Below are 24,428 nucleotides of genomic sequence, written 5' to 3' on the forward strand. Positions count from 1 at the left end.
GTCCGCGATGACCCTGACCGAGCTGCGTTACATCGTCGCCGTCGCGCGCGAGAAGCATTTCGGCCGCGCGGCGGAGGCCTGCTTCGTCTCCCAGCCCACGCTGAGCGTGGCGATCAAGAAGCTCGAAGACGAGCTGGACGTGAAGATCTTCGAGCGAGGCGCCAGCGAGGTGAGCGTCACGCCGCTGGGCGAAGAAATCGTGCGCCAGGCCCAAGCCGTGCTGGACCAAGCCGCCGCGATCAAGGAAATCGCCAAGCGAGGCAAAGACCCGCTCAACGGCCCGCTCAAGCTGGGCGTGATCTACACCATCGGCCCCTACCTGCTGCCCGACCTGGTGCGCCAAACCATCGAGCGCGTGCCGCAGATGCCGCTGATGCTGCACGAGAACTTCACCGTCAAGCTGCTGGAGATGCTGCGCACCGGCGAGCTCGATTGCGCCATTTTGGCCGAACCCTTTCCCGACGGCGGTCTGGCAACGGCTCCCTTGTATGACGAGCCCTTCATGGTGGCCGTGCCGCGCAGCCACCCGCTGGCCTCGCGCCAGCAGATCGCCTCCGAGGAGCTCAAGCGCGAGACCATGCTGCTGCTGGGCACCGGCCATTGCTTTCGCGACCATGTGCTGGAGGTCTGCCCGGAGTTTGCCCGCTTCTCCAGCGATGCCGAGGGCATCCGCAAGAGTTTCGAAGGCTCGTCGCTGGAGACCATCAAGCACATGGTGGCCTCCGGCATGGGCTTGACGGTGGTGCCGCAGCTCAGCGTGCCGCGCGAGCCGCAGCCGCATGTGGCCTACATCCCCTTTGCGCCGCCGGTGCCCACGCGCCGCGTGGTGTTGGTGTGGCGTCGCACCTTCACCCGCTACGAAGCCATCGCGGCGCTGCGCAATGCCATCTATGCCTGCGAGCTGGCCGGCGTGCGTCGGCTGTCCGAGTGAATCTTTCCGTGTCTACCTTCCAAGGAGTCTGCATGGCCAAAGCCAAAACCAAGTCTTCCGTCCCGCCGGTCAACATCGGCATTCCCGAGAAAGACCGCGCGGCCATTGCCGCCGGCCTGAACAAACTGCTGGCCGACACCTACACGCTGTACCTGACCACCCACAACTTCCACTGGAACGTCACCGGGCCGATGTTCAACACGCTGCACACCATGTTCATGGAGCAGTACACCGAGCTATGGAACGCGGTCGACCCCATCGCCGAGCGCATCCGCGCCCTGGGTTTCACGGCCATGGCCTCGCATGCCCATTTCGCCCGCGCCAGCAGCGTGCCCGACGTGCCGGCCGAGCCGCCCAAGGCCGAGGAGATGATCCGCATCCTGGTGCAAGGCCACGAGGCCGTGGCGCGCACCGCGCGCAGCGTCTTCCCGCTGGTGGACAAGGCCCATGACGAGCCCAGCGCCGACTTGCTCACCCAGCGCTTGGACGTGCACGAGAAAGCCGCCTGGATGCTGCGCAGCTTGCTGGAGGCTTGAGCGCCGTGGCGGGATAATCGGCGATCGTGAACCCTGCGCTTTCCCCTTCCCGTCTCGACCTGTATTTGCAACTGATCCGCTGGGACAAGCCCGTGGGCTCGCTGCTGCTGCTGTGGCCCACGCTGGCGGCGCTGTGGATCGCCGCCGGGGGCTTCCCGGGCTGGCACCTGCTGGTCGTGTTCACCGCCGGCACCTTTCTGATGCGCTCGGCCGGTTGCGCCCTCAATGACGTGGCCGACCGCGATTTCGACCGGCATGTCAAGCGCACCGCCCAGCGGCCGGTCACCACCGGCGCGGTCTCGGTGCGCGAAGCGCTGGGGCTGGCCGCCGGGCTGGCGCTGGTGGCATTTTTGCTCGTGCTCACCACCAATGCCGCCACCGTCGCCTGGTCGTTCGCCGCGCTGGCCGTGGCCATCGTCTACCCGTTCACCAAGCGCTTTTTCTCCATGCCGCAGGCCGTGCTGGGCGTGGCCTTCAGCTTTGGCATCCCGATGGCGTTTGCGGCCGTCGGCGGCAGCGTGCCGCCCTTGGCCTGGGCCTTGCTGGTCGGAAACTTGTTCTGGGTGATCGCCTACGACACCGAGTACGCCATGGTCGATCGCGACGACGACCTGAAGATCGGCATCCGCACCTCGGCCATCACCTTCGGCCGCTTCGACGTGTGCGCCGTGATGGGCTTGTACGGCCTGTACCTGGCCAGCTGGGGCGTGCTGTGCTGGCAGCAGGGCTACCGCGGCGGCCTGGTGCTGGGACTGGCCGCCGCCGCGGCCCAGATGGTGTGGCACTACGTGCTGATCCGCGACCGCAGCCGGGAAGGCTGTTTTGCCGCCTTCCGCCAGAACCACTGGGTGGGTCTGGCGGTGTTCCTGGGCTTGGTGATCGACCCCTGGCTGCGCTGATCAGGGATACAGGCCGCGCTCCTGGCGGGCCATCAGGATGCGCTCGCAGGCCACGGCAAAGGTGGCGGTGCGCAGCGAAACCTTCAGGCGGTCGGCCGTCTCCCAGATTTTCTTCAGCGCATCGACCATGATCTTGTCCAGGCGCAGGTTGATCTCGTCTTCGGTCCAGAAGAAGCTCGAGAAGTCTTGCACCCACTCGAAATAGCTCACGGTCACGCCGCCGGCGTTGCAAATCACATCGGGCACCACCAGGATGCCACGCTCGGCCAGCACGTCGTCGGCCTCGGGCAAGGTCGGGCCGTTGGCGCCTTCGAGCACCAGACGGGCTTTGATGCGATTGGCCCGCGCCGGGGTGATCTGGCCTTCCAGCGCGGCGGGAATCAGGATGTCGCAGTCCACGCTCCAGAAATCTTCCGGGTCGATGCGCTCACCGCCGGTGAAGGCGCCCACGCCGCCGTCGCGGTGCAGCGTGGCCATCAGGTCGTGCATGTCGAAGCCTTGCGCATTGACGATCGTGCCGGTGTGGTCTTGCACGGCGACGATCTTCGCGCCGGCGCCGGCAAACAGCTCGGCGGCGGCCGAGCCCACGTTACCAAAGCCCTGCACGGCCACGCGCGCGCCGTCCAGGTTCAGGCCCAGGCGGCGCGCGGCCTCTCGCCCGGTGACGAACACGCCGCGCCCGGTGGCTTTGACGCGGCCCAGCGAACCGCCCAGGTGGATGGGCTTGCCGGTGACCACCCCGGTGGCCGTGGCGCCCACGTTCATCGAGTAAGTGTCCATCATCCAGGCCATGATCTGGGCGTTGGTGTTCACGTCCGGGGCCGGGATGTCCTGCTGCGGGCCGATGATGATGCCGATCTCGCTGGTGTAGCGCCGCGTCAGCTTTTCCAGCTCCTTCATCGACAGCTGCTTCGGATCGACCCGGATGCCGCCTTTGGCGCCGCCGTAGGGCAGGTTGACCGCGGCGTTCTTGATCGTCATCCAGGCCGCCAGGGCCATCACCTCCTCCAGCGTGACGGCCGGGTGGTAACGCACCCCTCCCTTGCCGGGGCCGCGCGACAGGTTGTGCTGCACCCGGTAGCCCTCGAAATGACGCACCGTGCCATCGTCCATCTCGATGGGGATGTCCACGATGAGCGTGCGCTTGGGATGCTTGAGCGTCTCGGCCCAGCGCGCCAACGGACCCAGATAAGGGATCACGCGATCCACTTGCGACAGGTAAGTGCCCCAAGGGCTGGTGGGCGTGGGTTGAACATACGACAAGCCCGAGGACGAGGCGGGCAACGGTGAGGTGGTGTGGCTCATGCTGTGTTCCTACAGTGGACCATGGAGGCGGCCGCTGCCAAAGACTCGTGACCCCTGGCAGGCCGTGCCACGCACTGTAGTGCGTCGCGCCGTCGAAGTGAGGGCCGTGCTCATGCAAGCTTTGCATGAGCTGCCCGAGGCCGTGTCATGACACGACGGCGCGTGTTCGTCTGTCGCACGATGGGGCGAGGTTGGTGCGACGCAGCATGCTAAAGTGGTGGGCTTGCCGAAACCGCCTGAAACCTCCTGCCCATGGCTTTGCCTCCGGCCCCTCCCGAGCGCCAGCTCAAGCACCGCCGCAGCATCGATGTGGCGGTCTACGCCTGTGGCCCAGGACGCTGGGAGGTCGAAGCGCGGCTGATCGATGTCAAGACGCGCGACTATCCGCTGGCCAGCGGCCTGCGCCGTGCCGGCGAGCCGGTGCATGACATGCGCCTGCGCCTGGTCATCGACGAGCAGATGAACATCCTGGCGGCCAACGCCTGCACCGACGCGATGCCCTATCCCGGCCATTGCGATGCCTACGGCGAGGTCTATGGGCGGTTGGTCGGGCTGAACTTGATGCAGCGCTTTCGCCAGCAGGTCAAGGAGCGGCTGGGCGGCATGCAAGGCTGCACCCACCTCACCGAGATGGCGCAGGTGCTGCCCACGGCGGTGGTGCAGGCCTTCGCCGGCGAAGTGCTCGACACCCAAGAAAGCGGCCAGTCCGATTCCGACCAGCAGCCCTTTCAGATCGATCGCTGCCATGCGCTGCGCGCCGACGGCGAGGCGGTGCGCATCTACTACCCGCGCTGGTACCGGGCCGAGGCTTCGGCTGCGGCCGGCCCGCAGACTTCCACCCGTCCCCCGCAGACCTCCACGTAGAGAGACACACCATGAAGATCCATGAGTATCAAGGCAAGGAAATCTTGCGCAACTTCGGTGTGCCGGTGCCGCGCGGCATCCCCGCCTTCACCGTGCAAGAAGCCATCGAGGCGGCCCAGAAGCTGGGCGGCCCGGTCTGGGTGGTGAAGGCCCAAATCCATGCCGGCGGCCGCGGCAAAGGCGGCGGCGTGAAGGTGGCCAAGACGCTCGACGAGGTCAAGACCTGGGCCGAAAAAATCCTCGGCATGCAGCTGGTGACGCACCAGACGGGCCCCGAAGGCCAGAAAGTGCGACGCCTGTACATCGAAGAGGGCGCCGACATCGGCAAGGAATACTACGTGTCCTTGTTGACCGACCGCGCCACGCAGAAGGTCGCGCTGATCGCCTCCAGCGAAGGCGGCATGGACATCGAGGAAGTGGCCCACCGCACGCCGGAGAAGATCGTCACCGAATACATCGATCCGCTGGTCGGGCTCACCCCGGAGCAGGCCCGCAAAGTGGCCACCGCCATCGGTTTTACCGGGCACACCGTCGAGCAAGGCGTCGAGCTGTTCCAAAAACTCTACACCTGCTACATGCAGACCGATGCCTCGCTGGTCGAGATCAACCCGCTGAACTGCGACTCCAAGGGTCACCTGGTCGCGCTGGACGCCAAGTTCAACTTCGACGCCAACGCCTTGTTCCGCCACCCCGAAATCGTCGCCTACCGCGACCTGGACGAAGAAGATCCGGCCGAAGTCGAAGCCTCCAAGTTCGACCTGGCCTACATCAGCCTGGACGGCAACATCGGCTGCTTGGTCAATGGCGCCGGCTTGGCCATGGCCACGATGGACACCATCAAGCTCTTCGGTGGCGAGCCGGCCAACTTCCTCGACGTGGGCGGCGGGGCCACGGCCGAGAAAGTCACCGAGGCCTTCAAGATCATGCTGAAGAACCCCAAGGTCAAAGCCATCCTGGTCAATATCTTTGGCGGCATCATGCGCTGCGACACCATCGCCGAAGGGGTGATCACCGCCTGCAAGGCGGTCAACCTGTCCGTGCCGCTGGTGGTGCGCATGAAAGGCACCAACGAAGATCTGGGCAAGAAGATGCTGGCCGACTCGGGCCTGCCCATCATTTCCGCCGACACCATGGCCGAGGCCGCGCAGAAGGTCGTCGCCGCCGTCCAAGCCTGAGCCCGAAGGAAACGAACATGAGCATCCTGATCAACAAGGACACCAAGGTCATCACCCAGGGCATCACCGGCAAGACCGGCCAGTTCCACACCCTGGGCTGCCAAGCCTATGCCAACGGCAAGAATGCCTTCGTGGCTGGCGTCAACCCCAAGAAAGCCGGCGAGAAATTCAGCGACATCCCGATCTACGCCACGGTGCAAGAAGCCAAGGCGGCCACCGGGGCCACGGTCTCGGTGATCTATGTGCCGCCGGCGGGTGCGGCCGCGGCGATCTGGGAGGCCGTCGAGGCCGACCTGGACCTCGTGGTGTGCATCACCGAGGGCATTCCCGTGCGCGACATGCTGATGGTGCGCAACAAAATGAAAGCCAAGGAGGCGGCCGGCGGCAAGAAGACCCTGCTGCTGGGGCCCAACTGTCCGGGGCTGATCACGCCCGATGAGATCAAGATCGGCATCATGCCCGGCCACATCCACCGCAAGGGCCGCATCGGCGTGGTCTCCCGCTCCGGCACGCTCACCTATGAAGCCGTGGCGCAACTGACCGAGCTGGGCCTGGGCCAAAGCTCCGCGGTGGGCATCGGCGGCGACCCGATCAACGGCCTCAAGCACATCGACGTGATGAAGATGTTCAACGACGACCCCGACACCGATGCCGTCATCATGATCGGCGAGATCGGTGGCCCGGACGAGGCCGAAGCCGCGCGCTGGTGCAAGGCCCACATGAAAAAGCCGGTGGTGGGCTTCATCGCTGGCGTCACCGCGCCGCCGGGCAAGCGCATGGGCCATGCCGGCGCGCTCATCAGCGGGGGGGCCGACACTGCCGAGGCCAAGCTGGCCATCATGGAGGAGTGCGGCTTCAAGGTCACGCGCAACCCCTCCGAGATGGGCAAGCTGCTCAAGTCCATCCTGTAAGGGCCACTCGCACCGGCCATCGAGGCCGCCTCGGGCGGCCTTGGCTGTTTCTGCGCGCCCGGTCGTTCAGCGTGCCGTCGTTCACACGGGCGCTGCGGGCGCGCCGGCAGCTACGTAATTCTGCGCAGCACCGGCGTTGGGTGAGACTTCTACACTCCAGCCCATGGGCGCCGGCATTGCGCTGTGCCGGCGCCGTTCGTTTTCCCGGAACCCAGAGGATCACCTCGACATGGATGCCCTCCTCACCCCAGAATTCTGGATCGCCGTCGGTCAGATCATCATGATCGACATCTTGCTCGGTGGCGACAATGCGGTCGTCATCGCCCTGGCTTGCCGCCGGCTGCCGGCCCAACAACGCATGGCCGGCATCTTGTGGGGCACGGCCGGCGCCATCGGCCTGCGCGTGATTTTCATCTTCTTTGCGCTGACGCTGCTGAAGATCCCCTTCATCAAGCTCCTCGGGGCGGCCTTGCTGGTGTGGATCGGCGTGAAATTGCTGGTCCCCGAGGAGGACGGCGATCACGCCAACATCGAAAGCAGCGACCGGCTGCTCGGTGCGATCAAGACCATCATCATGGCCGATCTGGTCATGAGCATCGACAACGTCATCGCCATTGCCGGGGCGGCCGAGAGCGCCGGTGGCCACCACACCATGGGCCTGGTGATCTTTGGCCTGCTGGTGTCCATCCCCATCATCGTGTGGGGCAGCCAGCTCGTCATCAAGCTCATGGACCGCTTCCCCATCATCATCACCCTGGGCGGCATGCTGCTCGGTTGGATCGCCGGCACCATGGCCCTGGGCGATCCGGCGGTGGCCGACCCGGCGGACTGGACCTGGATGCCCAAGCTGCCGCAAGACGCGACGATCAAGTACGCCATGGGCATGGCCGGCGCGCTGCTGGTGCTGGCCGTGGGCAAGTGGGTGGCGCGGCAGCGCCAGCCCAGCGGCTCCGCGGCCTAAGCCGCCTGGGGGGCGTGCCGCGCGGCCCTGTGGCGCGGCCGCAGCGCCGCGGCCTTCCGGTGGGGGCAGGGTGGGGCCGCCCGCCTTGTGTCGCCGCGGGGGCTCTGCTAACGTGATCGTGCCCGAAGTCGATGCGCCCTGCGTTCGGGCGCACCGGGTTCAAGCCAGCACAGCGTCGCAGAGCAGATCACGCATGGGTCACCACCACCAGGGCAGTTCGCGAGGTTCATTCGTCGGCAGCGCCCGAGGGCGTGCAGGGCCCGCCCCCCCGCTCCAGGGGGCGCGAGACGCACCGTGCCGTGACGACTCACGGCACAATCCGGGCGCAGATCCCGGGGGTTGCCTTTTGCCTGCCTGCCGGAGCTTTTGACGATGCTTCGATCCCTGTCCGGCGCCGTGCCTGCGAGCACCATGTCCTTCGAATTCTTCTGCCTGACCGACCCCGGGCGCTCGCGCGACAACAACGAGGATTCGGTGGCCGTGGACGAACAGGCGGCCCTGGCCGTGCTGGCCGATGGCATGGGCGGCTACAACGCCGGCGAGATCGCCAGCGGCATGGCCACGGCCTTCATCAAGTCCGAGCTGGGCCGCTGGCTGATCGAAGCGTCCGCACAGGCCAGCGATGCCGACGTGCGTCGCGCGATGGACATCTGCGTGGAAAACGCCAACCGCGCCATCTTCAACGCCGCCAACTCCAACCCGCAGTACGCCGGCATGGGCACCACCCTGGTCGTGTGCGTGCTGCGCGAAGGGCGGCTGCTGGTCGGCCACATCGGCGACTCGCGGGCCTATCGCCTGCGCGCGGGCAAGCTCGTGCAAATCACCAAAGACCATTCCTTGCTGCAAGAGCAGCTCGACGCCGGGCTGATCACCCCGGAGCAGGCCGCCTATTCCTCCAACAAAAACCTCGTCACCCGGGCCGTGGGCGTCGAAGACAGCGTCTTGCTGGAAACCCATTTGCACGATTTGCAACCCGGCGACCTCATCCTGCTGTGCTCGGACGGGCTGTCGGACATGATCAGCGACGAGGAGATCGCCGCGGTGTTGCAGTCCACCCACGACTTGTCTGCCGCCGGCGTGGCTTTGGTGGCTGCGGCCAACGCCGCCGGTGGACGGGATAACATAGCCGTCATTCTGGTGCGTGCCGTAGGCGCACCAGCCCCCGCAGGGCGCTCGTGGTGGCCCTTTCGACGTTGACGCACGGCACGAACAACACTATCCGACTAGAGGATCAACATGGCGAAACTCGTGGTGTCACTCGACGGCGTGGTGATCAAGGAAGTCCAGCTCACCAAGGACAAAACCACCCTCGGGCGCCGGCCTTACAACGACATCGTGATCGACAACTTGGCCGTCAGCGGCGAGCACGCGGTGCTGCAGATGGTCGGTGCGGACGTCTTCATCGAGGACCTCAACAGCACCAACGGCACCTACGTCAACGGCAAAGCCGTCAAGAAGCAACTCCTGTCGAACAACGACACCATCGAAATCGGCAAGTACAAGATCAAGTACCTCACCGAAGACGCGGCCGACTACGAAAAGACCATGGTCATGAGGCCCGGCGGCGGTGGCTTTCCAGCCGGGGCGCCGCTGGGCGGGGCCGCGCCGGTCTCGCCGCTGGCCGGCGGTGCGGCCAGCGGCTTTGGCGGCCTGGGCTCGCCTTCGGGCTTTGGCGGCTTGGGCTCTGCAGTGCCCACGGCCAGCATCAAGGTGCTCAATGGCGCGGCCGCCGGTCGCGAGGTCAGCCTCACCAAAGTGGTCACCACCGTGGGCAAGCCCGGCGTGCAGGTGGCCTCCATCACCAAGCGGCCCGGCGGTTATGTGTTTGCCCATGTCGAAGGCGCCATGAGGCCCACCGTCAACGGCACGGCCGTGGGCAATGACCCCGTGCCCTTGAAGAACGGCGACGTCATCGAACTGGCCGGCACCCAGATGCAGTTCGTGCAGGGCTGAGCCCGCGCCGCCACGAAGGCCCCAGGGGCGTGAACAAGCTCACGCCAGCCGCAGGAATCGCGCGGGTATCCCCTCCGTTCGAGGGAGGGTTGTTGGCACACTGCCGAACCAATGTGCGGCACAGTGAGCTCGTGTGATCGCATCGGCCCCAACACCCGCTTTGTCCACCATGAAGATCCGCGTCCTGGGCTGCTCCGGCGCCATTGCCGCCGGCTGCAAGACCACGGCGTTTTTGCTCGACGACGATTTGCTCGTCGATGCCGGCACCGGCGTGGGCGATCTCACGCTGGAGGAGCTGGCCCGCATCGATCACATCCTCGTCAGCCACTCCCACTTGGACCACATCGTGTCCATTCCGCTGCTGGCCGACAGTGTGATGGGGCGGCGCCGGCAGCCCATCGTCGTGCATGCCTTGCCGGCCACGATCGAAGCCTTGCGCCGCCACGTGCTCAACGATGTGATTTGGCCGGACTTTGGCCGGCTGCCCTCGGCCGAGGCCCCGGTGTTGCGCTTCTCGCCGATCGAAGTCGGCCAGCGGCTCGAACTCGGCGGCAAAACCATCGAGGTGCTGCCGGCGCGGCATACCGTGCCGGCCGTAGGCTATGCCGTATGTGCCGGCGTGGGCGCCGCTGCGGGGCGCTGGTGGGTTTACACCGGCGACACCGGCCCCAACCCTGCGCTGTGGCCGCGCCTGGCCGGCCGGCAGGTCGGCATGCTCGTGATCGAGACCGCCTTTGGCGACCAGGAGCGCGCCTTGGCGGCGCTCAGCCAGCACCACTGCCCCAGCAGCCTGCGCCGCGAGTTGCAGCACATCGATCCGCGCTGGCCCTTGTACCTCACCCATGCCAAACCCGGGGAAATGCTGCGCATTGCCGACCAAGTGCGCGCCCTGGACGGCAGCCACCGCATCGCCCATCTGGAAGCCGGGCAAGTGTTCGAGCTCTGAGCTTGGGGGGCGGCTCGGCCCCATAGCAGAAATGCCAAGCCCCTGCAGGCCCCGCGCTCACTGCAGGCTGGGCGCGCTGCCGCTACGCTTGGCAGCCATGAACACTCTGTACGATCCTCTCCAGGCCGGCGACCTGTTCCTCGCCAACCGTGTCGTGATGGCGCCGCTGACCCGCAACCGCGCCCCGCGCGGCGTGCCGCACGACTTGCATGTCACCTACTACACCCAGCGTGCCAGCGCGGGCTTGATCGTCTCCGAAGGCACGGCCATCAGCCCCATGGCCCAGGGCTATGCCCAGGTGCCGGGGCTGTACACCGCCGAGCAGCTGGCCGGCTGGCGCCGTGTCACCGAGGCCGTGCATGCCGCCGGTGGCCGCATCGTGGTCCAGCTGTGGCACGTGGGCCGCGTCTCGCACACCTCGCTGCTGCCCGACGGCCAGGCGCCGGTGGCCCCCTCGGCCCTGCAGGCCCAGACCCGCACCTACCTGATCGGCCCCGACGGTCAGGGCAGCTTCCAGCCGGTGTCCGCCCCGCGGGCCTTGCGCATCGACGAACTGCCCGCGCTCGTGGCCGACTACGCCCGTGCCGCTCGCGCGGCCGTGGAGGAAGCCGGCTTCGACGGTGTAGAAATCCACGCGGCCAACGGCTACTTGCTCGACCAATTCCTCAAGACCGGCGCCAACCAGCGCACCGATGCCTACGGCGGCACCATCGAGAACCGGGCGCGACTGCTGCTCGAAGTGACGCGCGCGGTGGCCGAGGCCATCGGCCCTGGGCGCACCGGCATCCGCCTGTCGCCGATCACCCCGGCCAACGACATCGTCGATGCCGACCCGCAGCCCCTGTTCGAGCACGTGGTGCGCGCGCTCGCCCCCCTGGGCCTGGCCTTCCTGCACCTCATCGAAGGCGCCACCGGCGGCCCGCGTGAACTGCCCGACCGGCCCTTCGACTTCGACGCCCTGCGCCGCGCCTACCGCCACGCCGGCGGCCGTGGCGCCTGGATCGTCAACAACGGCTACGACAAAACCCTGGCCGAAGCCGCGGTGGCCCAAGGCCGGGCCGACGCCGTGGCCTTTGGCCGCCTGTTCATCAGCAACCCCGACCTCGTGCGCCGCTTGCGCGAAGGCGCCCCCCTCAATGCCTGGGACGTGAAAACCTTCTACGGCGGCGGGGCCGAAGGCTACACCGACTATCCGGCGCTGAGCTGACCATTTTTGTCAGCGCGAGGGTGTGCAGTGACACGTCCAGTCGCTCCCCAACCCGCCCCTGGGCCTGAAAACGTTGATTTCATCACGCTGGCGCCCGCCCGCCGGGCTGGCACGGGGCCTGCATGGTGTGGGGCGCACAACCCCCCCTACCTCTTTGGAGAGACTGTATGAAACAACTGCACACCATGAAGCGCGCGGCCCAACAGGGCTTCACGCTGATCGAACTGATGATCGTCGTGGCGATCATCGGCATCTTGGCGGCGATTGCGCTGCCGGCGTATCAGGACTATGTGGCTCGGGGCCAAGTGGCTGCTGGCTTGTCAGAAATCAGCGGCGGTAAAACGAATTACGAGGTGGCTATCAACGAAGGCCGACCCAACGTTTTTTTCACCAATAACAATATGGGCTTGACGGCAACAACCGAACGCTGCACCTTGGCTGTTACTGCACCAGATAACACGGGTGCTTCTGCCACCGCATTGACGTGTACCCTGCGAAATTCGAATCCCCGTGTCAATGGGGCCGTCATTCGATTGGGTCGCGACGCGAACGGCGTTTGGACTTGCACGATTGCAAGCCGACCCAACGGTTGGAAGGACAGCTACTATCCCGCAGGATGCGCGGCTGGCACTTGATCTCGGGCTTTGAACTTCGAAAAACCAGGGGCTTCGGCCCCTGTTTTTATTGCCGCATCGATGCGCAAGCTCCACGAGGCAAGTCTGGCCTGTCTTCGATAAGTGTTTCGCGGATGACTGGGGACAGGCGAGAGTGGATCGGTGGTCCAGGACCAGATTGGTGGATTGGGGGCGAGGCTGGGCGGCGTCGGATGGTGGTCGAGCCGGTGTGTCATTGCGGGCGCTACAGTCCCGCCCATGGTTTATCCGTCTGACGCTTTTGCGGTGACCTCCTGGCTTGCCCTGGCGCTGCTGCCTGCGTGGGTGGTCGGCCTGAGCCAAACGCCGTATTCATCGTTTTACAACGTCATCCTGGCGCTGGCCGGCTGGGGGGTGGTCATGGGCTGGGGGGCGTGGCGCCTGGGGCGTGACCGCGCGGCCGTGCCGCGGCTGGCCTGGGCCGGGGGGCTGGCGGCGCTGGTGCTGGGCAGTGGGGCGGCCGTGCTGGGGTCGCGTGCCGGGGCCGGGCTGGCCGCAGCGCTGGCGGTGGCGGCCTTCGGGGGCTGGCTGGGCGCCGCAGCATCACGGATGCAGGCGTCGGCGCAAGCGGTGTGGCGCGGCGTGGCCTGCGGCGTGTTGCTTGCGGCCCTGTTGAATGTGGGGGTGGCCCTCGTGCAGTACTTCGCCCCGGCCTGGGCCGACGGGGTCTGGATCGCCCGGCCCACCACCGCCGGTCGGGCCTTTGGCAACCTGCGCCAGCCCAATCATCTGGCCTCGCTGATGCTGCTGGGCTTGTGCGTGCTGCCGCTGCTGCCGACGCGGGCGCGTTCCGGGGGGGCCTGGGCGGCGATGCTGGCCTTGACGTTGGGGGTGGCGCTCAGCAGTTCGCGCACCGGCATGCTGGGCCTAGCCGGGCTGGCGCTGTGGGCAGCGCTGGACCGTGGCTTGCCAGGGGGGGGGCGGCGCCTGTTCTGGGCCGCGCCGGCGGCGTTGGCGGCATGGTGGCTGGGGCTGTGGGCCTGGGGCGAGATGGGCGGCGCAGCCTATTACGGCGAGACGCGGCTGGAGGGCGGGGGCGACATCAGTAGCTCGCGGTTTGCGATCTGGTCGAACACGCTGGCGCTGATCGCCGCCCATCCGTGGACCGGGGTGGGCTGGGGGAACTTCAATGCGGCCTGGACGTTCACGCCGTTTCCCGACCGGCCGGTGGCGTTTTTCGATCACAGCCACAACCTGGTGCTGCAGCTGATGGTGGAGCTGGGCATCCCGGCGGCGCTGGCCTTGCTCGGGGGGCTGGCTTGGGCGCTGTGGCGGGCCCGGGGGGCCTTGTCCTTGCAGGGCGAGCCGGGCCTGGCGGCACGCTCGGCGCTGCTGGTGCTGGCCGTGCTGGGCTGGCACAGCCTGTTGGAATATCCGTTGTGGTACCCCTATTTCCTGCTGCCGGCCGCATGGGCCTTGGGGCTGTTCCTGGGGATGGGGAGCGGGCCGGGGCCCGCAGCGCCGGCGCCGGCCTGGACGCGCTGGATCTTCCCCGTCGCCGGGGGGCTGATGGTGGCCGGCTCGTTGCATGCGATCGGGGACTATCAGCGCGTGGTGCACATCTTTGCGCCGTCGGGGCCGGCCGGGCGGGTCTCGCTGGAGGAGCGCATCCGCATCGGCCAGGGCAGCCATTGGTTTGCCGTGCATGCGGATTACGCGGCCGTGACCACGGCGGCGCGGCCTTCGGAGGTGTTCGAGCACTTCGAGCGCCCCTTGCGCCATTTGATCGATGCCCGCTTGATGATCGCCTATGCCAAGGCCCTGCATGAACGGGGGGACGAGGCCGGCTCGCTCCAGGTGGTGCAGCGGCTGCGCGAGTTCCGGCACCGGCTGGGGCACGAGTTTCTGGCGGTGTGCGAGCAGCCGCAGCCGCCGCATTTTCCCTGTGGGCCGGCCCCTGCGCCCACGAGCTGGCAGCGCCTGCTGCGGCGGCCTTGAGGCAGCGCCTGCTGAGGACCGTCGGGCGGCGCGAGATGAGCCAGTGCATCGAGGGCCGCCCGATCCGCTCATGCAGGTCCGTGAATGCGGTGTGCGCAAGGCGTGCTACGACGCGGCCGAAGCTGCGGGTCTCGTCGATTCGTGGTTTCTGATGATGTTCTCGGCGGCTTCATCTGACGAAGTTTCTTTGAGGAACTTCGCCTTGAGGCGCCGCTTTTCCATCGGATCAGCAGCGGCCCGAATCGCATTCTGTTGTTCCTTGCTGAGGAACATGAAGAGCAGGTCGGTTTCGAGGCTGCTGTCATCCTCGTGTGGAAGCGGGATGCCTTTGGCGATCCGTGCCTTGACCCGCTCGATGAAAGCCGGGTCGGCATTGAGGTAGGAGATGTGGCCGACCTGGACGCCGTGCCGCTGGTAAGCCAGCTCGACATCCATGTCCTCTTCTTCGACGAGATGCTTCCACGCGAGGTTGATCGCGTAGGCGACGGCCTTGTTCTGGCTCACGCCGAGGTATTCGGCGATGTCCTTGAGCCGGTCATGGGTGGTCTCAAACCGCGAGACCTGCTTGGAGAATCGAACGACGAGCGACATTACACATCCCCATGTTGCTGCAGACCGCTCACACCAAGCGGGTGGAAGCGGCCAAGGCGGTGGGAATCGATCTGAAGCAGACCTTTGCCAAGGAGGGCCAAGCGTCGGCCAGCAAAGCCTCTGGCAACGCCCATGCCCGGCAGTTTAAGCGCATGCGTCGCGCCCTCCAACGCCAGCGCACCATCCGCCCGAGACCCGTTGGATCGAGTCGAAGGCGGCGCGGATCTGATCGACGGCACTGATCAGGCACTGATCAGGATTTTGGCGCGGTGGTTCATGGTTGCGTGCTTTTTCCCCGTCATCCCGAATGCATTCTGTTAAGATGCATGCATCGAGTGCATTTTGTGGAGGCGCTATCATGGCGATGTTGACCATTCGCAATCTGCCCGACGAGGTGCACCGCGCCTTGCGCATGCGTGCTGCCCAGCACGGGCGCAGCACCGAGGCGGAGGTGCGCGCCTTGTTGGAGGAGGCTGTCAAGCCACAAGGGCGGCTGAAACTGGGCTCCCGATTGGCCGACATCGGCCGCAAGATCAAGCTCACCGACGAGGAGGTGGCGCTGATCCATCAGCGCGACAAGTCGGCCCCTCGGCTGGTGGATTTGGAATGATCCTGCTCGACACCAATGTGATTTCCGAGCCGCTGCGTGCCGCGCCCGAGGCGCGTGTGGTCGCATGGCTCGATGCGCAGCCCGTGGAGACGCTGTTCCTGTCTGTGGTGACTGTCGCCGAGCTGCGCCTGGGCGTGGCGCGGCTCCCCCAAGGCCGTCGCCGAAACGGCTTGATCGACCAACTCGAGCGACAGGTGCTGCCCGTGTTTGCCGGGCGAGTCCTGAACTTCGATCTACCGGCCACCCAGCGCTATGCCGAAGCGATGGCCAGGGCACAAGCGGCCGGTCTGGGCGTAGGCGTGGCCGACGGCTTCATCGCGGCCATCGCGCTGGCCCACGGCATGACCGTGGCGACCCGCGACACCGCCCCGTTCGAGGCGATGGGCGTGGCGGTCATCGACCCCTGGGCGACTTGACCATCATCCCATGCCGCTCAGTTCACGCGGAATGGCCCGTGCCAAGGCCGACCGCGCACGTGGCATGCCACCGGCCAGATTCAGTCGTCGTTTGAGATCGACGCGGCGGACTTCGCGATCCGAGAGCTTTTCTTTTCATATGTGCTCTGCGACATGGCCACCATGCATGGCATTCGAAAGATTCGAACCCCGGTCGGCCGCGCGCTGACTTCGGCCTCAGCTCGGGGTCAACGCTGAGCGCAGACGTCTCAAAGCTGTCAGGCTTTCGACTCCACGGGCGCAGTGGTCTCATCGTCTGGACGAGCGGCACGAGCGTGCATCGTCATGCATGGAGAGCGCGTCGCACAGTCGGTGCTGAGAGCCGGCGAGCTGCGCTTGGTGTTGCTGGCCAAGGGTCCCCATGGAGACAGCGCGGGCCCGCCGACGCCTTGTGTCGCCCGCGGGGCCTTGGGCGCCAGGCGGAGCTTGGATGTCGAGGTGGGGGCTCACTCGGGGCTCGCGCCTGCAGCGCCGCGGGGAGCGCTGCGTGCCGGGGCGGGCGGTGTGCGCAGGCCGGGGGGCGATGCTGCAATGCGTCATGACACGGATCGCACACCCCAGGCGCTGCGGGCTGACAAAGTGTGTCAGCCGGGGCTGTCTGGGCGTGCGATTTCTCCGCATTCGCCCTCGGTGGCCATATTTGGTTACGTTCCGAGGGTTGGCATGAAAGCTGCCATGGAGTGGGCATCGTCGTCTGATGCCCGAAGTACTGCCATGGCCCTGTTTCATGTCAAGCGCCGCGCCGCCAGCCGCTCCCAGGCCGGTGAGGTGGCGCGCCGTGGCCGCCAACAGTGTTGGCCCAACGCCACGCCGCGTCGAGCCGGTGCTTGGTCGTCGATGCTGCGCCTGACGCCTTTGCAAGGCGAGGCTGCGTCGGCGACCCGCTGGCCCAGCTTGGCGCTGGCCCGGTTGGGAGCGTCCGCACCGAGTGCGCCGGTGTTTTTGTGCACCGACTTTGCGCCGAGCCAGTGGTGGGGGGCCTCATGATCCGCCCAAGCACCGCAGCGATTGCCTCCACGGTGCTGGCCCGGCACATGGCCAGTCAGCAAAAGGCGCCAGCCACGCCTGCGAAGCCGACAGCGTCTGCCGGCCGCGGGGGGCTGCGCCAGGTCCAGGTGTTGCAGTCGCGTTCCGAGCCGGCGCAGCTGACGCTGCAGCTGGGTCGCCGCTGACCGCCGTTTTCAGGGACGTCGGGGGAAGAGGGGGCGGCCGGGGTCGGAGAGAGCGAGAGCCCCGGCCGCCTGTCCTTTAACGGAGTCCACCGCCCGCCGTGCTTGGCATGGCGGTTTTTTTTGCGCGGGCCTCTGGTGGGGCAGGGCGCGCTGCTCCTACACTCGCGCACGCGCCCTGCCGGCACGAGGCACGGCGCCTCGATGCAACAACACACGACACGGAGCGTCCTTCCATGAGATTTTTTCCATCCTGGCGCGAGACCACACGGGACGTGGTGGCTCCCGACGAGCGCCTGCCCTGGCCCCAGACGGTGGCCATGGGCATCCAGCATGTGGTGGCGATGTTCGGCGCCACGGTGCTGGCGCCGCTGCTGATGGGTTTCGACCCCAATGTCGCCATTCTGATGAGCGGCATCGGCACCTTGATCTTCTTTTTCGTGGTCGGCGGCAAGGTGCCGAGCTATCTGGGGTCGAGCTTTGCGTTCATTGGCGTGGTGATCGCGGCCACCGGCTACGCGGGCAGCGGCCCCAATGCGAACCTCGCGGTGGCCTTGGGCGGCATCGTCGTCTGCGGCCTGGTCTACGCGCTCATCGGCGTGATCGTGATGGGGGTTGGCACGGGTTGGATCGAGCGCTTCATGCCACCGGTGGTCACGGGCTCGGTGGTGGCGGTCATCGGGCTGAACCTTGCGCACATTCCGGTGAAGAACATGGCGCCCACGCCCTTCGATGCCTGGATGCAGGCGTTGACCTTCGTGTGCGTGGGCCTGGTGGCCGTCTTCACGCGGGGCATGGTGCAGCGGTTGCTCATCCTCGTGGGCTTGATCGTCGCCTCGATCGTCTACGCCATCTTGGCCAATGGCTTCGGCCTGGGCAAGCCGCTCGATCTGTCGGGCATCGTCAAGGCGCCCTGGTGGGGCATGCCCAGCTTTGCCGCGCCGGTGTTCGAGCTCCATGCCATCTTGCTGATCGCTCCGGTGGCGGTGATCTTGGTGGCCGAGAACCTGGGGCATATCAAGGCGGTCAGCGCGATGACCGGCCGGGACATGAACCCGTACATGGGTCGGGCCTTCCTGGGCGATGGCCTGGCGACGATGGTCAGCGGCGCCACGGGGGGCACGGGGGTGACCACCTATGCCGAGAACATCGGCGTGATGGCGGCCACGAAGATCTACTCGACCGCGATTTTCGTCGTGGCCGGCTTGATCGCCATCGTGCTGGGCTTCAGTCCCAAGTTCGGTGCACTGATCCAGGCCGTGCCGCTGGCGGTGATGGGCGGGGTGTCGATCGTGGTGTTTGGCCTGATCGCGGTGGCCGGCGCCAAGATCTGGGTGGACAACAAAGTCGATTTTTCGGACAACACCAACCTGATCGTGGCGGCCATCACGCTGGTGCTGGGCACGGGTGACTTCACGCTGAAGATCGGCGACTTCGCGCTGGGCGGCATTGGCACGGCCACCTTTGGGGCGATCGTGCTGTATGCGCTGCTGAGGAAGCGGGCCTGATCCGGCGGCGCCGTCGCGCCGCAGTATTCAGGCGCCGTATTCGTCGCCCAGCTCGCGTGCGCGCTGCTGGGCGGCTTGGATCGCCCGCACGAAGGCATCTGCCACGCCGTCGGCTTGCAGTGATTGCAACGCGGCATGGGTGGTGCCGCCCTTGGAGGTGACGCGCTCGCGCAGCACCGCGGGGGGCTCGTCCGAGCGGCGGGCCAGCTCGGCTGCGCCGGCAAAGGTGGCCAGCGCCAGCTGTTTGCCCTGCTCGGCGCTCAGGCCCATCGCCTGGGCGGCGGCCATCATGGCCTCGACCATGTAAAAGACATACGCCGGCCCGGAGCCCGACAACGCGGTGACCGCGTCCAGGTCGGCCTCTTGCGACACCCACAGCGTGGCGCCGGTGGGCGCCAGCAGCTGCTCGACGCGCGCGCGTTCATCGGCGCCGACCTCGGGCCGGGCATACAGGCCGGAGATGCCCTGGCCGATGAGGGCCGGGGTGTTGGGCATGGCCCGCACGATGCGGGCGCTGCCCGTGGCGCGCACCAGGGCCTCGGTGCGGATGCCGGCCATCACACTGAGGTGCAAGGCGTGGCCGACGTGGGCGGCGCACGGGGCGGCCGCTTCCTTGAACAGCTGCGGCTTGACCGCCCATACGACGGTGTCGGCCCGGCGCAGTGAGGCATCGGCTGCGGGCAGGGCCGTCAGGCCCAGCTCGCGCTGCAGGCGTTGGCGTTGCTCGGCCCAGGGCTCGATGACGAGCAGTTGCTCGCGAGGGTGCCCGGCGCGGATCAGGCCGCCGAGGATGGCCTGGGCCATGTTGCCCCCGCCGACGAAGGCCAGGGTGGAAGTGGTGCTCATGGTGCGGAAGGTGCTTGCCTCAGAACAAGGTGGTGGCCAGCAGGGTCAGGCTGCGCGCCAGCGCCAGTGCGGCCGAGGGCGGATGATAGGTGGCGCGCGCCCAGCAGTTGAAGCCGTGGTCGGCCTCGGCATAGACATGGACCTGCGCCCGCGGCAGCGCTTGGCGCACGCGCTGCACCGCCTCCAGGGGGATGTGAGCGTCACGTTGGCCATAGTGCAGCAGCATCGGACAGCGCACGCGCTCGGCCAGATCGAGCCGGTCCTGGATGCCGCCGCCATAGTAGGCCACGGCCGCATCGACCTCGGTGTGGGCTGCAGCCAGATAGGCCAGCCGGCCGCCCAGGCAGTAGCCCAAGACGCCCACGCCACCGACGACTTCGGCTCGCCCTCGCAGGGCCTGCACGGCCGCCACGGCGTCTTGCGTGAGTTGGGCCGGGTCTGCGCGGGCCAGCAAGGCGCGTGCGCGCTGCAGGTCGTCGCCGTCATAGCCCAGCTCGACGCGCGGGGCCTGGCGCCAGAACACGTCGGGCGCCAACACCACATACCCTGCCAGCGCGTAGTGCTCGGCCACCGCGCGGATGTGCGCATTGACCCCGAAGATTTCCTGGAACAACACCAGTCCCGGCCCCCGGCCGGCCGGCGGCAAGGCCAGGTAGGCGGCCTGCGACCGGCCGTCGTGCGGCAGATCGATCCATCGGGTGGGCACGGTTTGGGACATCGGCATCCTCCTGTGAACGGCCTGTCGTTTGTATGGATTGCGAGTATGGGGCGAATTACCTAGGATGAAAGTTGCCGATTCGACATCAATTTAGTGAATCATCCAAGATGAAAACCGAGTCCGACGCCCCACGCAGCCTGGACAAGATCGACCGCAAGATTTTGCGCATCTTGCAGGAGGACGGGCGCATCGCCAACCTCAAGTTGGCCGAGGCGGTGCATTTGTCGCCCACGGCGGTGCTGGAGCGGGTCAAGCGCCTGACGCGCGATGGCTACATCCTCGGCTATGAGGCGCGGCTCAACCCGCAGTTGCTGGGCGCAGGCATGATGGTGTTCGTCGAGGTGGTGCTGGATCGCACCACGCCAGACGTGATGAATGCCTTCAAGGCGGCCGTGCAGACCCGGCCCGAGATCCTCGAGTGTCATCTCGTGGCCGGGGGCTTCGACTACCTCATCAAGACCCGGGTGGCCGACATGCAGGCCTATCGCGAGCTGATCGGCACGGTGGTGTGGTCGCTGCCGGGCGTGCGCGAAACCCACACCTATGCGGTGATGGAGGAGGTGAAGAACACGGCCCGGCTGCCGATCTGATCACCGCGGGCCGAAGATGGCCGTGCCCACGCGCACGATGGTGGCGCCCTCGGCGATGGCGGCCTCCAAGTCGGCGCTCATGCCCATGGACAGGGTGTCCAGCGCCAGCCCCTGGGCGCGCAGGCCGGCCAGCAGCTCGCGCAAGGCGCGATGTGGCCGGCGCTGGGCCTGCGGGTCGTCCGACGGCTCGGGGATGGCCATCAGGCCGCGCAAGCGCAAGCGTGGCAGGGCGGCCACTTGCCGCGCCAGCGCCCCCACCTCGGCAGGGGGCAGGCCGCTTTTGCTGGCCTCGCCGCTGATGTTGACCTGCAAGCACACCTGCAAGGGCGGCAGGTGCGCCGGTCGTTGCTCGGACAGGCGCTGCGCGATCTTCAGGCGGTCCACGGAGTGCACCCAGTCGAAATGCTCGGCCACCGCTTTGGTCTTGTTGCTTTGCAGCGGGCCGATCAGATGCCATTCGATCTGCGAGCGCACATCGGCCAGCGCGGCCATCTTCTGCAGCGCCTCTTGCACGTAGTTCTCGCCGAAGCGGTGCTGGCCGGCGGCCAGGGCTTCACGCACGGCAGCCGCGCCGAAGGTTTTGCTGACCGCCAGCAGCGTGACGCTTTGCACGTCGCGTTGCGCGCTTGCACAGGCCGCCGCGATGCGGTCCCTCACTTGTTGTATGTTCTGAGTGATCGTCGCCATAATGGCGCGAGCTTACGGCACATTGCCGCGTCCTCGTACCACTGCGCGCCGTGCGCATCACCTCGGGAGCCTGAAGGGCAGACATGGACATCACGCAACTGCTGGCGTTCTCGGTCAAGAACAAGGCGTCGGATCTACACCTGTCTGCGGGCTTGCCCCCGATGATTCGCGTGCATGGCGACGTGCGCCGCATCAATGTCGACCCGTTGGAGCACAAGCAAGTGCACGACATGGTCTACGACATCATGAACGATGCCCAGCGCAAGGCTTACGAGGAGACGCTGGAATGCGATTTCTCGTTCGAGATCCAGGGGCTGGCGCGCTTTCGTGTCAATGCCTTCAACCACAATCGCGGCGCCGGCGCGGTCTTTCGAACCATTCCGTCGAAGATCCTCACGCTCGAGCAGCTCAATGCGCCCAAGGTGTTCGCCGAGCTGGCACTCAAGCCGCGCGGCCTGATCCTCGTGACCGGGCCCACCGGCTCGGGCAAGTCGACCACGTTGGCGGCGATGATCAACCACCTCAACGAGAACGCATACGGGCACATCCTCACCGTCGAAGACCCGATCGAGTTCGTGCACGAGTCCAAAAAGTGCCTGATCAACCAGCGCGAGGTCGGCCCGCACACGCTGAGCTTCAACAATGCGCTGCGCTCGGCGCTGCGCGAGGACCCGGACGCCATCTTGGTGGGCGAGATGCGCGACTTGGAAACCATCCGCCTGGCGCTGACCGCGGCCGAGACGGGCCACCTGGTGTTCGGCACGCTACACACCTCCAGCGCGGCCAAGACCATCGATCGCATCGTCGATGTGTTTCCGGCTGCCGAGAAGGAAATGGTGCGCGCGATGCTGTCGGAGTCGCTGGTGGCCGTGATCTCGCAAACCCTGTGCAAGCTCAAAGACGGTTCGGGCCGCGTGGCAGCGCACGAGATCATGCTGGGCACCTCGGCCATCCGCAACCTGATCCGCGAAAACAAGATCGCCCAGATGTACTCGGCCATTCAGACGGGCAACAGCATGGGCATGATGACCTTGGACCAATGCTTGGCCGACCTCGTGCGTCGCAACGTGATCTCTGCGGCCGAGGCGCGCAGCAAGGCCAAGTTCCCCGAGAACTTCCCGGGCTGAACCGGACACTCGCACCGCCGCGGCGACGGCCGTCATTGCCATGAAAAAGCTGATCGACAAACTCAAAGTCAAAGGAGGCAGTGGTCCGGCTGCCGACACGGGCAGCGCCGAACCCGACGCGGACTCGCGTTTCTTCTCGACGATGTTCCAAGAGCGCGCCGAGGAGAACCTGCCCCAGGCGACTTGGCGTGAGCGAGCGCAACGCATCGGCGCCAGGCCATACGACCGCGAGCGTGGCGCGCAAAAGTTCGCCCAGCTCTGGGGCGTGGATCGCTACGCGGCGAGTTTGAGCCCGCAGGATCTGGCCCGCATGAGCCAGTATCTCGAGTTCGTCGAGGTCGATGCCAACCAGGAGATCATCGGTCAGGACGAATTGGGCGACTACATGGTCATCGTGCTAGGGGGCTCGATCGCGGTCGACCGCATCCAGCCTTGGGGGGCTCGGGCGCGCCTGGCCGAGGCACGCCCTGGCGACATGTTGGGGGAGATGTCGTTGCTGGATGCCGGGTCGCGCTTCTCGGCCTGCACCACCCTCACCCCTTGCGTGCTCGCCGTGGTCGATGCCCAGGGGCTCGATCGCATGATCATGCAAGAGCCGCGCTTGGGGCTGGCCTTGTTGGCCTCGCTGGCGCGCCGTCTGTCATTGCGCCTGCGCCAAGTCAGTGCACGCTTGAGTGCCCTGCTGTCGCGCGGCTGAGGATCCCATCATGGAAAGAGATCAGGCTTCCAAGTTTGTCAACGACCTGCTGCGCTTGATGGTCGCGCGCAATGGGTCAGACCTGTTCCTGACGGCCGAATTCCCACCGGCGATCAAGGTGGACGGCAAGATCACCAAGGTCTCGCCCCAGCCCTTGACCGGCCAGCACACGATGGCGCTGGCGCGCGCCATCATGAACGACAAGCAGGCCGCCGAATTCGAGCGCACCAAGGAATGCAATTTCGCCATCGCACCGCAGGGCATTGGGCGCTTCCGCGTCAATGCCTTCGTGCAGCAAGGGCATGTCGGCCTGGTACTGCGGGTCATTCCGCAGGCGCTGCCCACCATCGACGGTTTGGGCTTGCCCACCATCCTGAAGGACATCGCGATGACCAAGCGGGGCTTGGTGATCATGGTGGGGGCCACCGGCTCGGGCAAGAGCACCACGCTGGCGGCCATGGTGGACTATCGCAACGAACATTCGCAGGGCCACATCATCACCATCGAAGACCCGGTGGAGTTCGTGCATCCGCATAAAAACTGCATCGTCACGCAGCGCGAGGTCGGCATCGACACCGACGGCTGGGATGCAGCGCTGAAGAACGCGCTGCGCCAGGCCCCCGACGTGATTCTGATGGGCGAAATCCGCGACCGCGAGACCATGGAGCACGCCGTGGCCTTTGCCGAGACGGGGCATCTGTGCATGGCGACGCTGCATGCCAACAGCGCCAACCAGGCGCTGGATCGCATCATCAACTTCTTCCCCGAGGAGCGCCGCGCCCAGTTGCTGATGGATTTGTCGCTCAACCTCAAGGCCATGGTCTCGCAGCGTCTGCTGCCGCGCCAGGAGGGCAAAGGCCGCATCGCGGCGGTGGAGATCCTGCTCAACACCCCGTTGATTTCCGAGCTGATCTTCAAGGGCGAAGTGGCCGAGATCAAGGAGATCATGAAGAAGAGCCGCGAGCTGGGCATGCAGACCTTCGACCAATCGCTGTTCGACCTGTACGAAGGCAATTTCGTGACCTACGAGGATGCTTTGCGCAATGCGGACTCGGTCAATGACCTGCGTCTGCAGATCAAGCTCAACAGCAACCGGGCTCGCAGTGCCGATCTGGCGGCGGGCACCGAGCATTTGACGATCGTGTGACCCC

27 protein-coding genes are annotated in these 24,428 nt (G+C 66.5%); 22 read left to right on the top strand and 5 right to left on the bottom strand.

Features of this window, described 5'->3' with window-relative positions:
• Nucleotides 1–7: 7 nt before the first annotated feature.
• From CTA01S_RS00960 to ubiA, 3 genes are read left to right on the top strand one after another with little or no spacing between them, the layout of a single operon-like run.
• Nucleotides 8–931, top strand: coding sequence for a LysR substrate-binding domain-containing protein (locus tag CTA01S_RS00960; protein WP_019561042.1), 924 nt, complete (start codon nt 8–10; stop codon nt 929–931).
• Nucleotides 932–963: 32 nt separating this feature from the next.
• Nucleotides 964–1,467, top strand: a complete 504-nt coding sequence (locus CTA01S_RS00965) for a Dps family protein (protein WP_019561041.1) — start codon at nt 964–966, stop codon at nt 1,465–1,467.
• 26 nt (nt 1,468–1,493) lie between these two features.
• Nucleotides 1,494–2,366 (top strand): 4-hydroxybenzoate octaprenyltransferase, encoded by an 873-nt coding sequence (ubiA, locus tag CTA01S_RS00970; protein WP_062191133.1) that lies wholly within the window; start codon nt 1,494–1,496, stop codon nt 2,364–2,366.
• Here the strand turns inward: ubiA and CTA01S_RS00975 are convergent, their stop codons facing one another.
• Entirely contained in the window at nt 2,367–3,671 is a 1,305-nt protein-coding gene (locus CTA01S_RS00975; protein WP_062191137.1) for a Glu/Leu/Phe/Val family dehydrogenase, read from the bottom strand.
• Nucleotides 3,672–3,923: 252 nt separating this feature from the next.
• Between CTA01S_RS00975 and CTA01S_RS00980 the strand changes: the two genes are divergently transcribed.
• The 10 genes from CTA01S_RS00980 (at nt 3,924) to CTA01S_RS01020 (ending at nt 14,279) form a co-directional block, all read left to right on the top strand.
• Entirely contained in the window at nt 3,924–4,535 is a 612-nt protein-coding gene (locus tag CTA01S_RS00980; RefSeq protein ID WP_062191139.1) for a DUF2889 domain-containing protein, read from the top strand.
• Nucleotides 4,536–4,546: 11 nt separating this feature from the next.
• Nucleotides 4,547–5,710 carry an ADP-forming succinate--CoA ligase subunit beta gene (gene sucC / locus CTA01S_RS00985; protein WP_019561037.1) on the top strand — a complete coding sequence of 388 codons (1,164 nt, stop codon included), beginning with the start codon at nt 4,547–4,549 and terminating at the stop codon, nt 5,708–5,710.
• A 17-nt stretch (nt 5,711–5,727) separates the two neighbouring features.
• The gene (sucD, locus tag CTA01S_RS00990; protein WP_019561036.1) at nt 5,728–6,621 is read left to right on the top strand and encodes a succinate--CoA ligase subunit alpha; all 894 of its coding nucleotides are present in this window, start codon (nt 5,728–5,730) and stop codon (nt 6,619–6,621) included.
• Between the two features lie 229 nt (nt 6,622–6,850).
• The gene (locus CTA01S_RS00995; RefSeq protein WP_062191150.1) at nt 6,851–7,582 is read left to right on the top strand and encodes a TerC family protein; all 732 of its coding nucleotides are present in this window, start codon (nt 6,851–6,853) and stop codon (nt 7,580–7,582) included.
• Between the two features lie 411 nt (nt 7,583–7,993).
• Complete coding sequence (locus tag CTA01S_RS01000; RefSeq protein ID WP_062191464.1) at nt 7,994–8,779, top strand: Stp1/IreP family PP2C-type Ser/Thr phosphatase; 786 nt, start codon at nt 7,994–7,996, stop codon at nt 8,777–8,779.
• 39 nt (nt 8,780–8,818) lie between these two features.
• Complete coding sequence (locus tag CTA01S_RS01005) at nt 8,819–9,535, top strand: FHA domain-containing protein (protein WP_019561033.1); 717 nt, start codon at nt 8,819–8,821, stop codon at nt 9,533–9,535.
• Between the two features lie 169 nt (nt 9,536–9,704).
• Entirely contained in the window at nt 9,705–10,481 is a 777-nt protein-coding gene (locus CTA01S_RS01010; protein WP_062191154.1) for an MBL fold metallo-hydrolase, read from the top strand.
• Nucleotides 10,482–10,578: 97 nt separating this feature from the next.
• A complete protein-coding gene (locus CTA01S_RS01015) occupies nt 10,579–11,688 on the top strand; it encodes an alkene reductase (RefSeq protein WP_062191157.1) in 1,110 nt (369 codons plus the stop codon).
• Between the two features lie 185 nt (nt 11,689–11,873).
• Nucleotides 11,874–12,323, top strand: a complete 450-nt coding sequence (locus tag CTA01S_RS16345; RefSeq protein WP_084362256.1) for a pilin — start codon at nt 11,874–11,876, stop codon at nt 12,321–12,323.
• A 264-nt stretch (nt 12,324–12,587) separates the two neighbouring features.
• Complete coding sequence (locus CTA01S_RS01020; protein WP_157451267.1) at nt 12,588–14,279, top strand: PglL family O-oligosaccharyltransferase; 1,692 nt, start codon at nt 12,588–12,590, stop codon at nt 14,277–14,279.
• 105 nt (nt 14,280–14,384) lie between these two features.
• Here the strand turns inward: CTA01S_RS01020 and CTA01S_RS01025 are convergent, their stop codons facing one another.
• The gene (locus CTA01S_RS01025) at nt 14,385–14,870 is read right to left on the bottom strand and encodes a hypothetical protein (protein WP_062191164.1); all 486 of its coding nucleotides are present in this window, start codon (nt 14,868–14,870) and stop codon (nt 14,385–14,387) included.
• A gap of 358 nt (nt 14,871–15,228) precedes the next feature.
• Here CTA01S_RS01025 and CTA01S_RS01035 point away from each other — a divergent pair, with 358 nt between their 5' ends.
• The 5 genes from CTA01S_RS01035 to CTA01S_RS01050 all read left to right on the top strand — a co-directional run bounded on the left by CTA01S_RS01035 (nt 15,229) and on the right by CTA01S_RS01050 (nt 18,612).
• Nucleotides 15,229–15,480, top strand: coding sequence for a FitA-like ribbon-helix-helix domain-containing protein (locus tag CTA01S_RS01035; protein WP_062191171.1), 252 nt, complete (start codon nt 15,229–15,231; stop codon nt 15,478–15,480).
• On the top strand, nt 15,477–15,896 hold the full coding sequence (locus tag CTA01S_RS01040) for a type II toxin-antitoxin system VapC family toxin (protein ID WP_062191173.1): 420 nt from the start codon (nt 15,477–15,479) through the stop codon (nt 15,894–15,896). Before CTA01S_RS01035 ends, CTA01S_RS01040 begins: the two co-directional genes overlap by 4 nt.
• 753 nt (nt 15,897–16,649) lie before the next feature.
• Complete coding sequence (locus CTA01S_RS01045) at nt 16,650–16,922, top strand: hypothetical protein (RefSeq protein ID WP_062191176.1); 273 nt, start codon at nt 16,650–16,652, stop codon at nt 16,920–16,922.
• Nucleotides 16,919–17,107 carry a hypothetical protein gene (locus CTA01S_RS16570; RefSeq protein ID WP_157451268.1) on the top strand — a complete coding sequence of 63 codons (189 nt, stop codon included), beginning with the start codon at nt 16,919–16,921 and terminating at the stop codon, nt 17,105–17,107. The genes CTA01S_RS01045 and CTA01S_RS16570 overlap by 4 nt, the downstream gene beginning before the upstream one ends.
• Nucleotides 17,108–17,340: 233 nt before the next feature.
• Nucleotides 17,341–18,612 (top strand): solute carrier family 23 protein, encoded by a 1,272-nt coding sequence (locus CTA01S_RS01050; protein ID WP_062191178.1) that lies wholly within the window; start codon nt 17,341–17,343, stop codon nt 18,610–18,612.
• 27 nt (nt 18,613–18,639) lie between these two features.
• Here CTA01S_RS01050 and proC read toward each other — a convergent pair whose 3' ends face one another.
• Both proC and CTA01S_RS01060 read right to left on the bottom strand, forming a co-directional pair.
• Nucleotides 18,640–19,458 carry a pyrroline-5-carboxylate reductase gene (proC, locus tag CTA01S_RS01055; protein WP_062191180.1) on the bottom strand — a complete coding sequence of 273 codons (819 nt, stop codon included), beginning with the start codon at nt 19,456–19,458 and terminating at the stop codon, nt 18,640–18,642.
• Between the two features lie 19 nt (nt 19,459–19,477).
• Nucleotides 19,478–20,176 carry a dienelactone hydrolase family protein gene (locus CTA01S_RS01060; protein ID WP_062191182.1) on the bottom strand — a complete coding sequence of 233 codons (699 nt, stop codon included), beginning with the start codon at nt 20,174–20,176 and terminating at the stop codon, nt 19,478–19,480.
• Nucleotides 20,177–20,283: 107 nt separating this feature from the next.
• Here CTA01S_RS01060 and CTA01S_RS01065 point away from each other — a divergent pair, with 107 nt between their 5' ends.
• Nucleotides 20,284–20,766, top strand: a complete 483-nt coding sequence (locus CTA01S_RS01065; RefSeq protein WP_019562208.1) for an Lrp/AsnC ligand binding domain-containing protein — start codon at nt 20,284–20,286, stop codon at nt 20,764–20,766.
• Here CTA01S_RS01065 and CTA01S_RS01070 read toward each other — a convergent pair whose 3' ends face one another.
• On the bottom strand, nt 20,767–21,453 hold the full coding sequence (locus tag CTA01S_RS01070) for a YggS family pyridoxal phosphate-dependent enzyme (protein ID WP_019562207.1): 687 nt from the start codon (nt 21,451–21,453) through the stop codon (nt 20,767–20,769).
• 83 nt (nt 21,454–21,536) lie between these two features.
• Here CTA01S_RS01070 and CTA01S_RS01075 point away from each other — a divergent pair, with 83 nt between their 5' ends.
• Genes CTA01S_RS01075 through CTA01S_RS01085 form a run of 3 tightly spaced genes read left to right on the top strand, consistent with a single transcriptional unit; the run spans nt 21,537 to nt 24,424 of the window.
• On the top strand, nt 21,537–22,580 hold the full coding sequence (locus CTA01S_RS01075; protein WP_019562206.1) for a type IV pilus twitching motility protein PilT: 1,044 nt from the start codon (nt 21,537–21,539) through the stop codon (nt 22,578–22,580).
• Between the two features lie 40 nt (nt 22,581–22,620).
• Entirely contained in the window at nt 22,621–23,277 is a 657-nt protein-coding gene (locus CTA01S_RS01080) for a cyclic nucleotide-binding domain-containing protein (protein WP_062191185.1), read from the top strand.
• A gap of 10 nt (nt 23,278–23,287) precedes the next feature.
• Nucleotides 23,288–24,424: a PilT/PilU family type 4a pilus ATPase gene (locus tag CTA01S_RS01085; RefSeq protein ID WP_019562204.1), complete on the top strand. Its 1,137-nt coding sequence runs from the start codon at nt 23,288–23,290 to the stop codon at nt 24,422–24,424.
• Nucleotides 24,425–24,428: the final 4 nt, after the last annotated feature.

The sequence above is a fragment of the Caldimonas taiwanensis NBRC 104434 genome, assembly GCF_001592165.1.
GTDB lineage: Bacteria > Pseudomonadota > Gammaproteobacteria > Burkholderiales > Burkholderiaceae_C > Caldimonas > Caldimonas manganoxidans.

What these genes read in the sequence shown, in the direction of transcription:
- CTA01S_RS01000 (WP_062191464.1), top strand. Translation starts at nt 7,994, where the DNA reads ATGTCCTTCGAATTCTTCTGCCTGACCGACCCCGGGCGCTCGCGCGAC.
- CTA01S_RS16570 (WP_157451268.1), top strand. Translation starts at nt 16,919, where the DNA reads ATGATCCGCCCAAGCACCGCAGCGATTGCCTCCACGGTGCTGGCCCGG.
- CTA01S_RS01045 (WP_062191176.1), top strand. Translation starts at nt 16,650, where the DNA reads ATGGCCCTGTTTCATGTCAAGCGCCGCGCCGCCAGCCGCTCCCAGGCC.
- sucC (WP_019561037.1), top strand. Translation starts at nt 4,547, where the DNA reads ATGAAGATCCATGAGTATCAAGGCAAGGAAATCTTGCGCAACTTCGGT.
- CTA01S_RS00995 (WP_062191150.1), top strand. Translation starts at nt 6,851, where the DNA reads ATGGATGCCCTCCTCACCCCAGAATTCTGGATCGCCGTCGGTCAGATC.
- CTA01S_RS01085 (WP_019562204.1), top strand. Translation starts at nt 23,288, where the DNA reads ATGGAAAGAGATCAGGCTTCCAAGTTTGTCAACGACCTGCTGCGCTTG.
- CTA01S_RS16345 (WP_084362256.1), top strand. Translation starts at nt 11,874, where the DNA reads ATGAAGCGCGCGGCCCAACAGGGCTTCACGCTGATCGAACTGATGATC.
- CTA01S_RS01035 (WP_062191171.1), top strand. Translation starts at nt 15,229, where the DNA reads ATGGCGATGTTGACCATTCGCAATCTGCCCGACGAGGTGCACCGCGCC.
- CTA01S_RS00965 (WP_019561041.1), top strand. Translation starts at nt 964, where the DNA reads ATGGCCAAAGCCAAAACCAAGTCTTCCGTCCCGCCGGTCAACATCGGC.
- CTA01S_RS00960 (WP_019561042.1), top strand. Translation starts at nt 8, where the DNA reads ATGACCCTGACCGAGCTGCGTTACATCGTCGCCGTCGCGCGCGAGAAG.
- CTA01S_RS01040 (WP_062191173.1), top strand. Translation starts at nt 15,477, where the DNA reads ATGATCCTGCTCGACACCAATGTGATTTCCGAGCCGCTGCGTGCCGCG.
- proC (WP_062191180.1), bottom strand. Translation starts at nt 19,458, where the DNA reads ATGAGCACCACTTCCACCCTGGCCTTCGTCGGCGGGGGCAACATGGCC.
- CTA01S_RS01010 (WP_062191154.1), top strand. Translation starts at nt 9,705, where the DNA reads ATGAAGATCCGCGTCCTGGGCTGCTCCGGCGCCATTGCCGCCGGCTGC.
- CTA01S_RS01050 (WP_062191178.1), top strand. Translation starts at nt 17,341, where the DNA reads ATGAGATTTTTTCCATCCTGGCGCGAGACCACACGGGACGTGGTGGCT.
- CTA01S_RS01015 (WP_062191157.1), top strand. Translation starts at nt 10,579, where the DNA reads ATGAACACTCTGTACGATCCTCTCCAGGCCGGCGACCTGTTCCTCGCC.
- CTA01S_RS01080 (WP_062191185.1), top strand. Translation starts at nt 22,621, where the DNA reads ATGAAAAAGCTGATCGACAAACTCAAAGTCAAAGGAGGCAGTGGTCCG.
- CTA01S_RS00975 (WP_062191137.1), bottom strand. Translation starts at nt 3,671, where the DNA reads ATGAGCCACACCACCTCACCGTTGCCCGCCTCGTCCTCGGGCTTGTCG.
- CTA01S_RS01065 (WP_019562208.1), top strand. Translation starts at nt 20,284, where the DNA reads ATGAAAACCGAGTCCGACGCCCCACGCAGCCTGGACAAGATCGACCGC.
- CTA01S_RS01070 (WP_019562207.1), bottom strand. Translation starts at nt 21,453, where the DNA reads ATGGCGACGATCACTCAGAACATACAACAAGTGAGGGACCGCATCGCG.
- CTA01S_RS00980 (WP_062191139.1), top strand. Translation starts at nt 3,924, where the DNA reads ATGGCTTTGCCTCCGGCCCCTCCCGAGCGCCAGCTCAAGCACCGCCGC.
- CTA01S_RS01005 (WP_019561033.1), top strand. Translation starts at nt 8,819, where the DNA reads ATGGCGAAACTCGTGGTGTCACTCGACGGCGTGGTGATCAAGGAAGTC.
- CTA01S_RS01025 (WP_062191164.1), bottom strand. Translation starts at nt 14,870, where the DNA reads ATGTCGCTCGTCGTTCGATTCTCCAAGCAGGTCTCGCGGTTTGAGACC.
- sucD (WP_019561036.1), top strand. Translation starts at nt 5,728, where the DNA reads ATGAGCATCCTGATCAACAAGGACACCAAGGTCATCACCCAGGGCATC.
- CTA01S_RS01075 (WP_019562206.1), top strand. Translation starts at nt 21,537, where the DNA reads ATGGACATCACGCAACTGCTGGCGTTCTCGGTCAAGAACAAGGCGTCG.
- CTA01S_RS01060 (WP_062191182.1), bottom strand. Translation starts at nt 20,176, where the DNA reads ATGTCCCAAACCGTGCCCACCCGATGGATCGATCTGCCGCACGACGGC.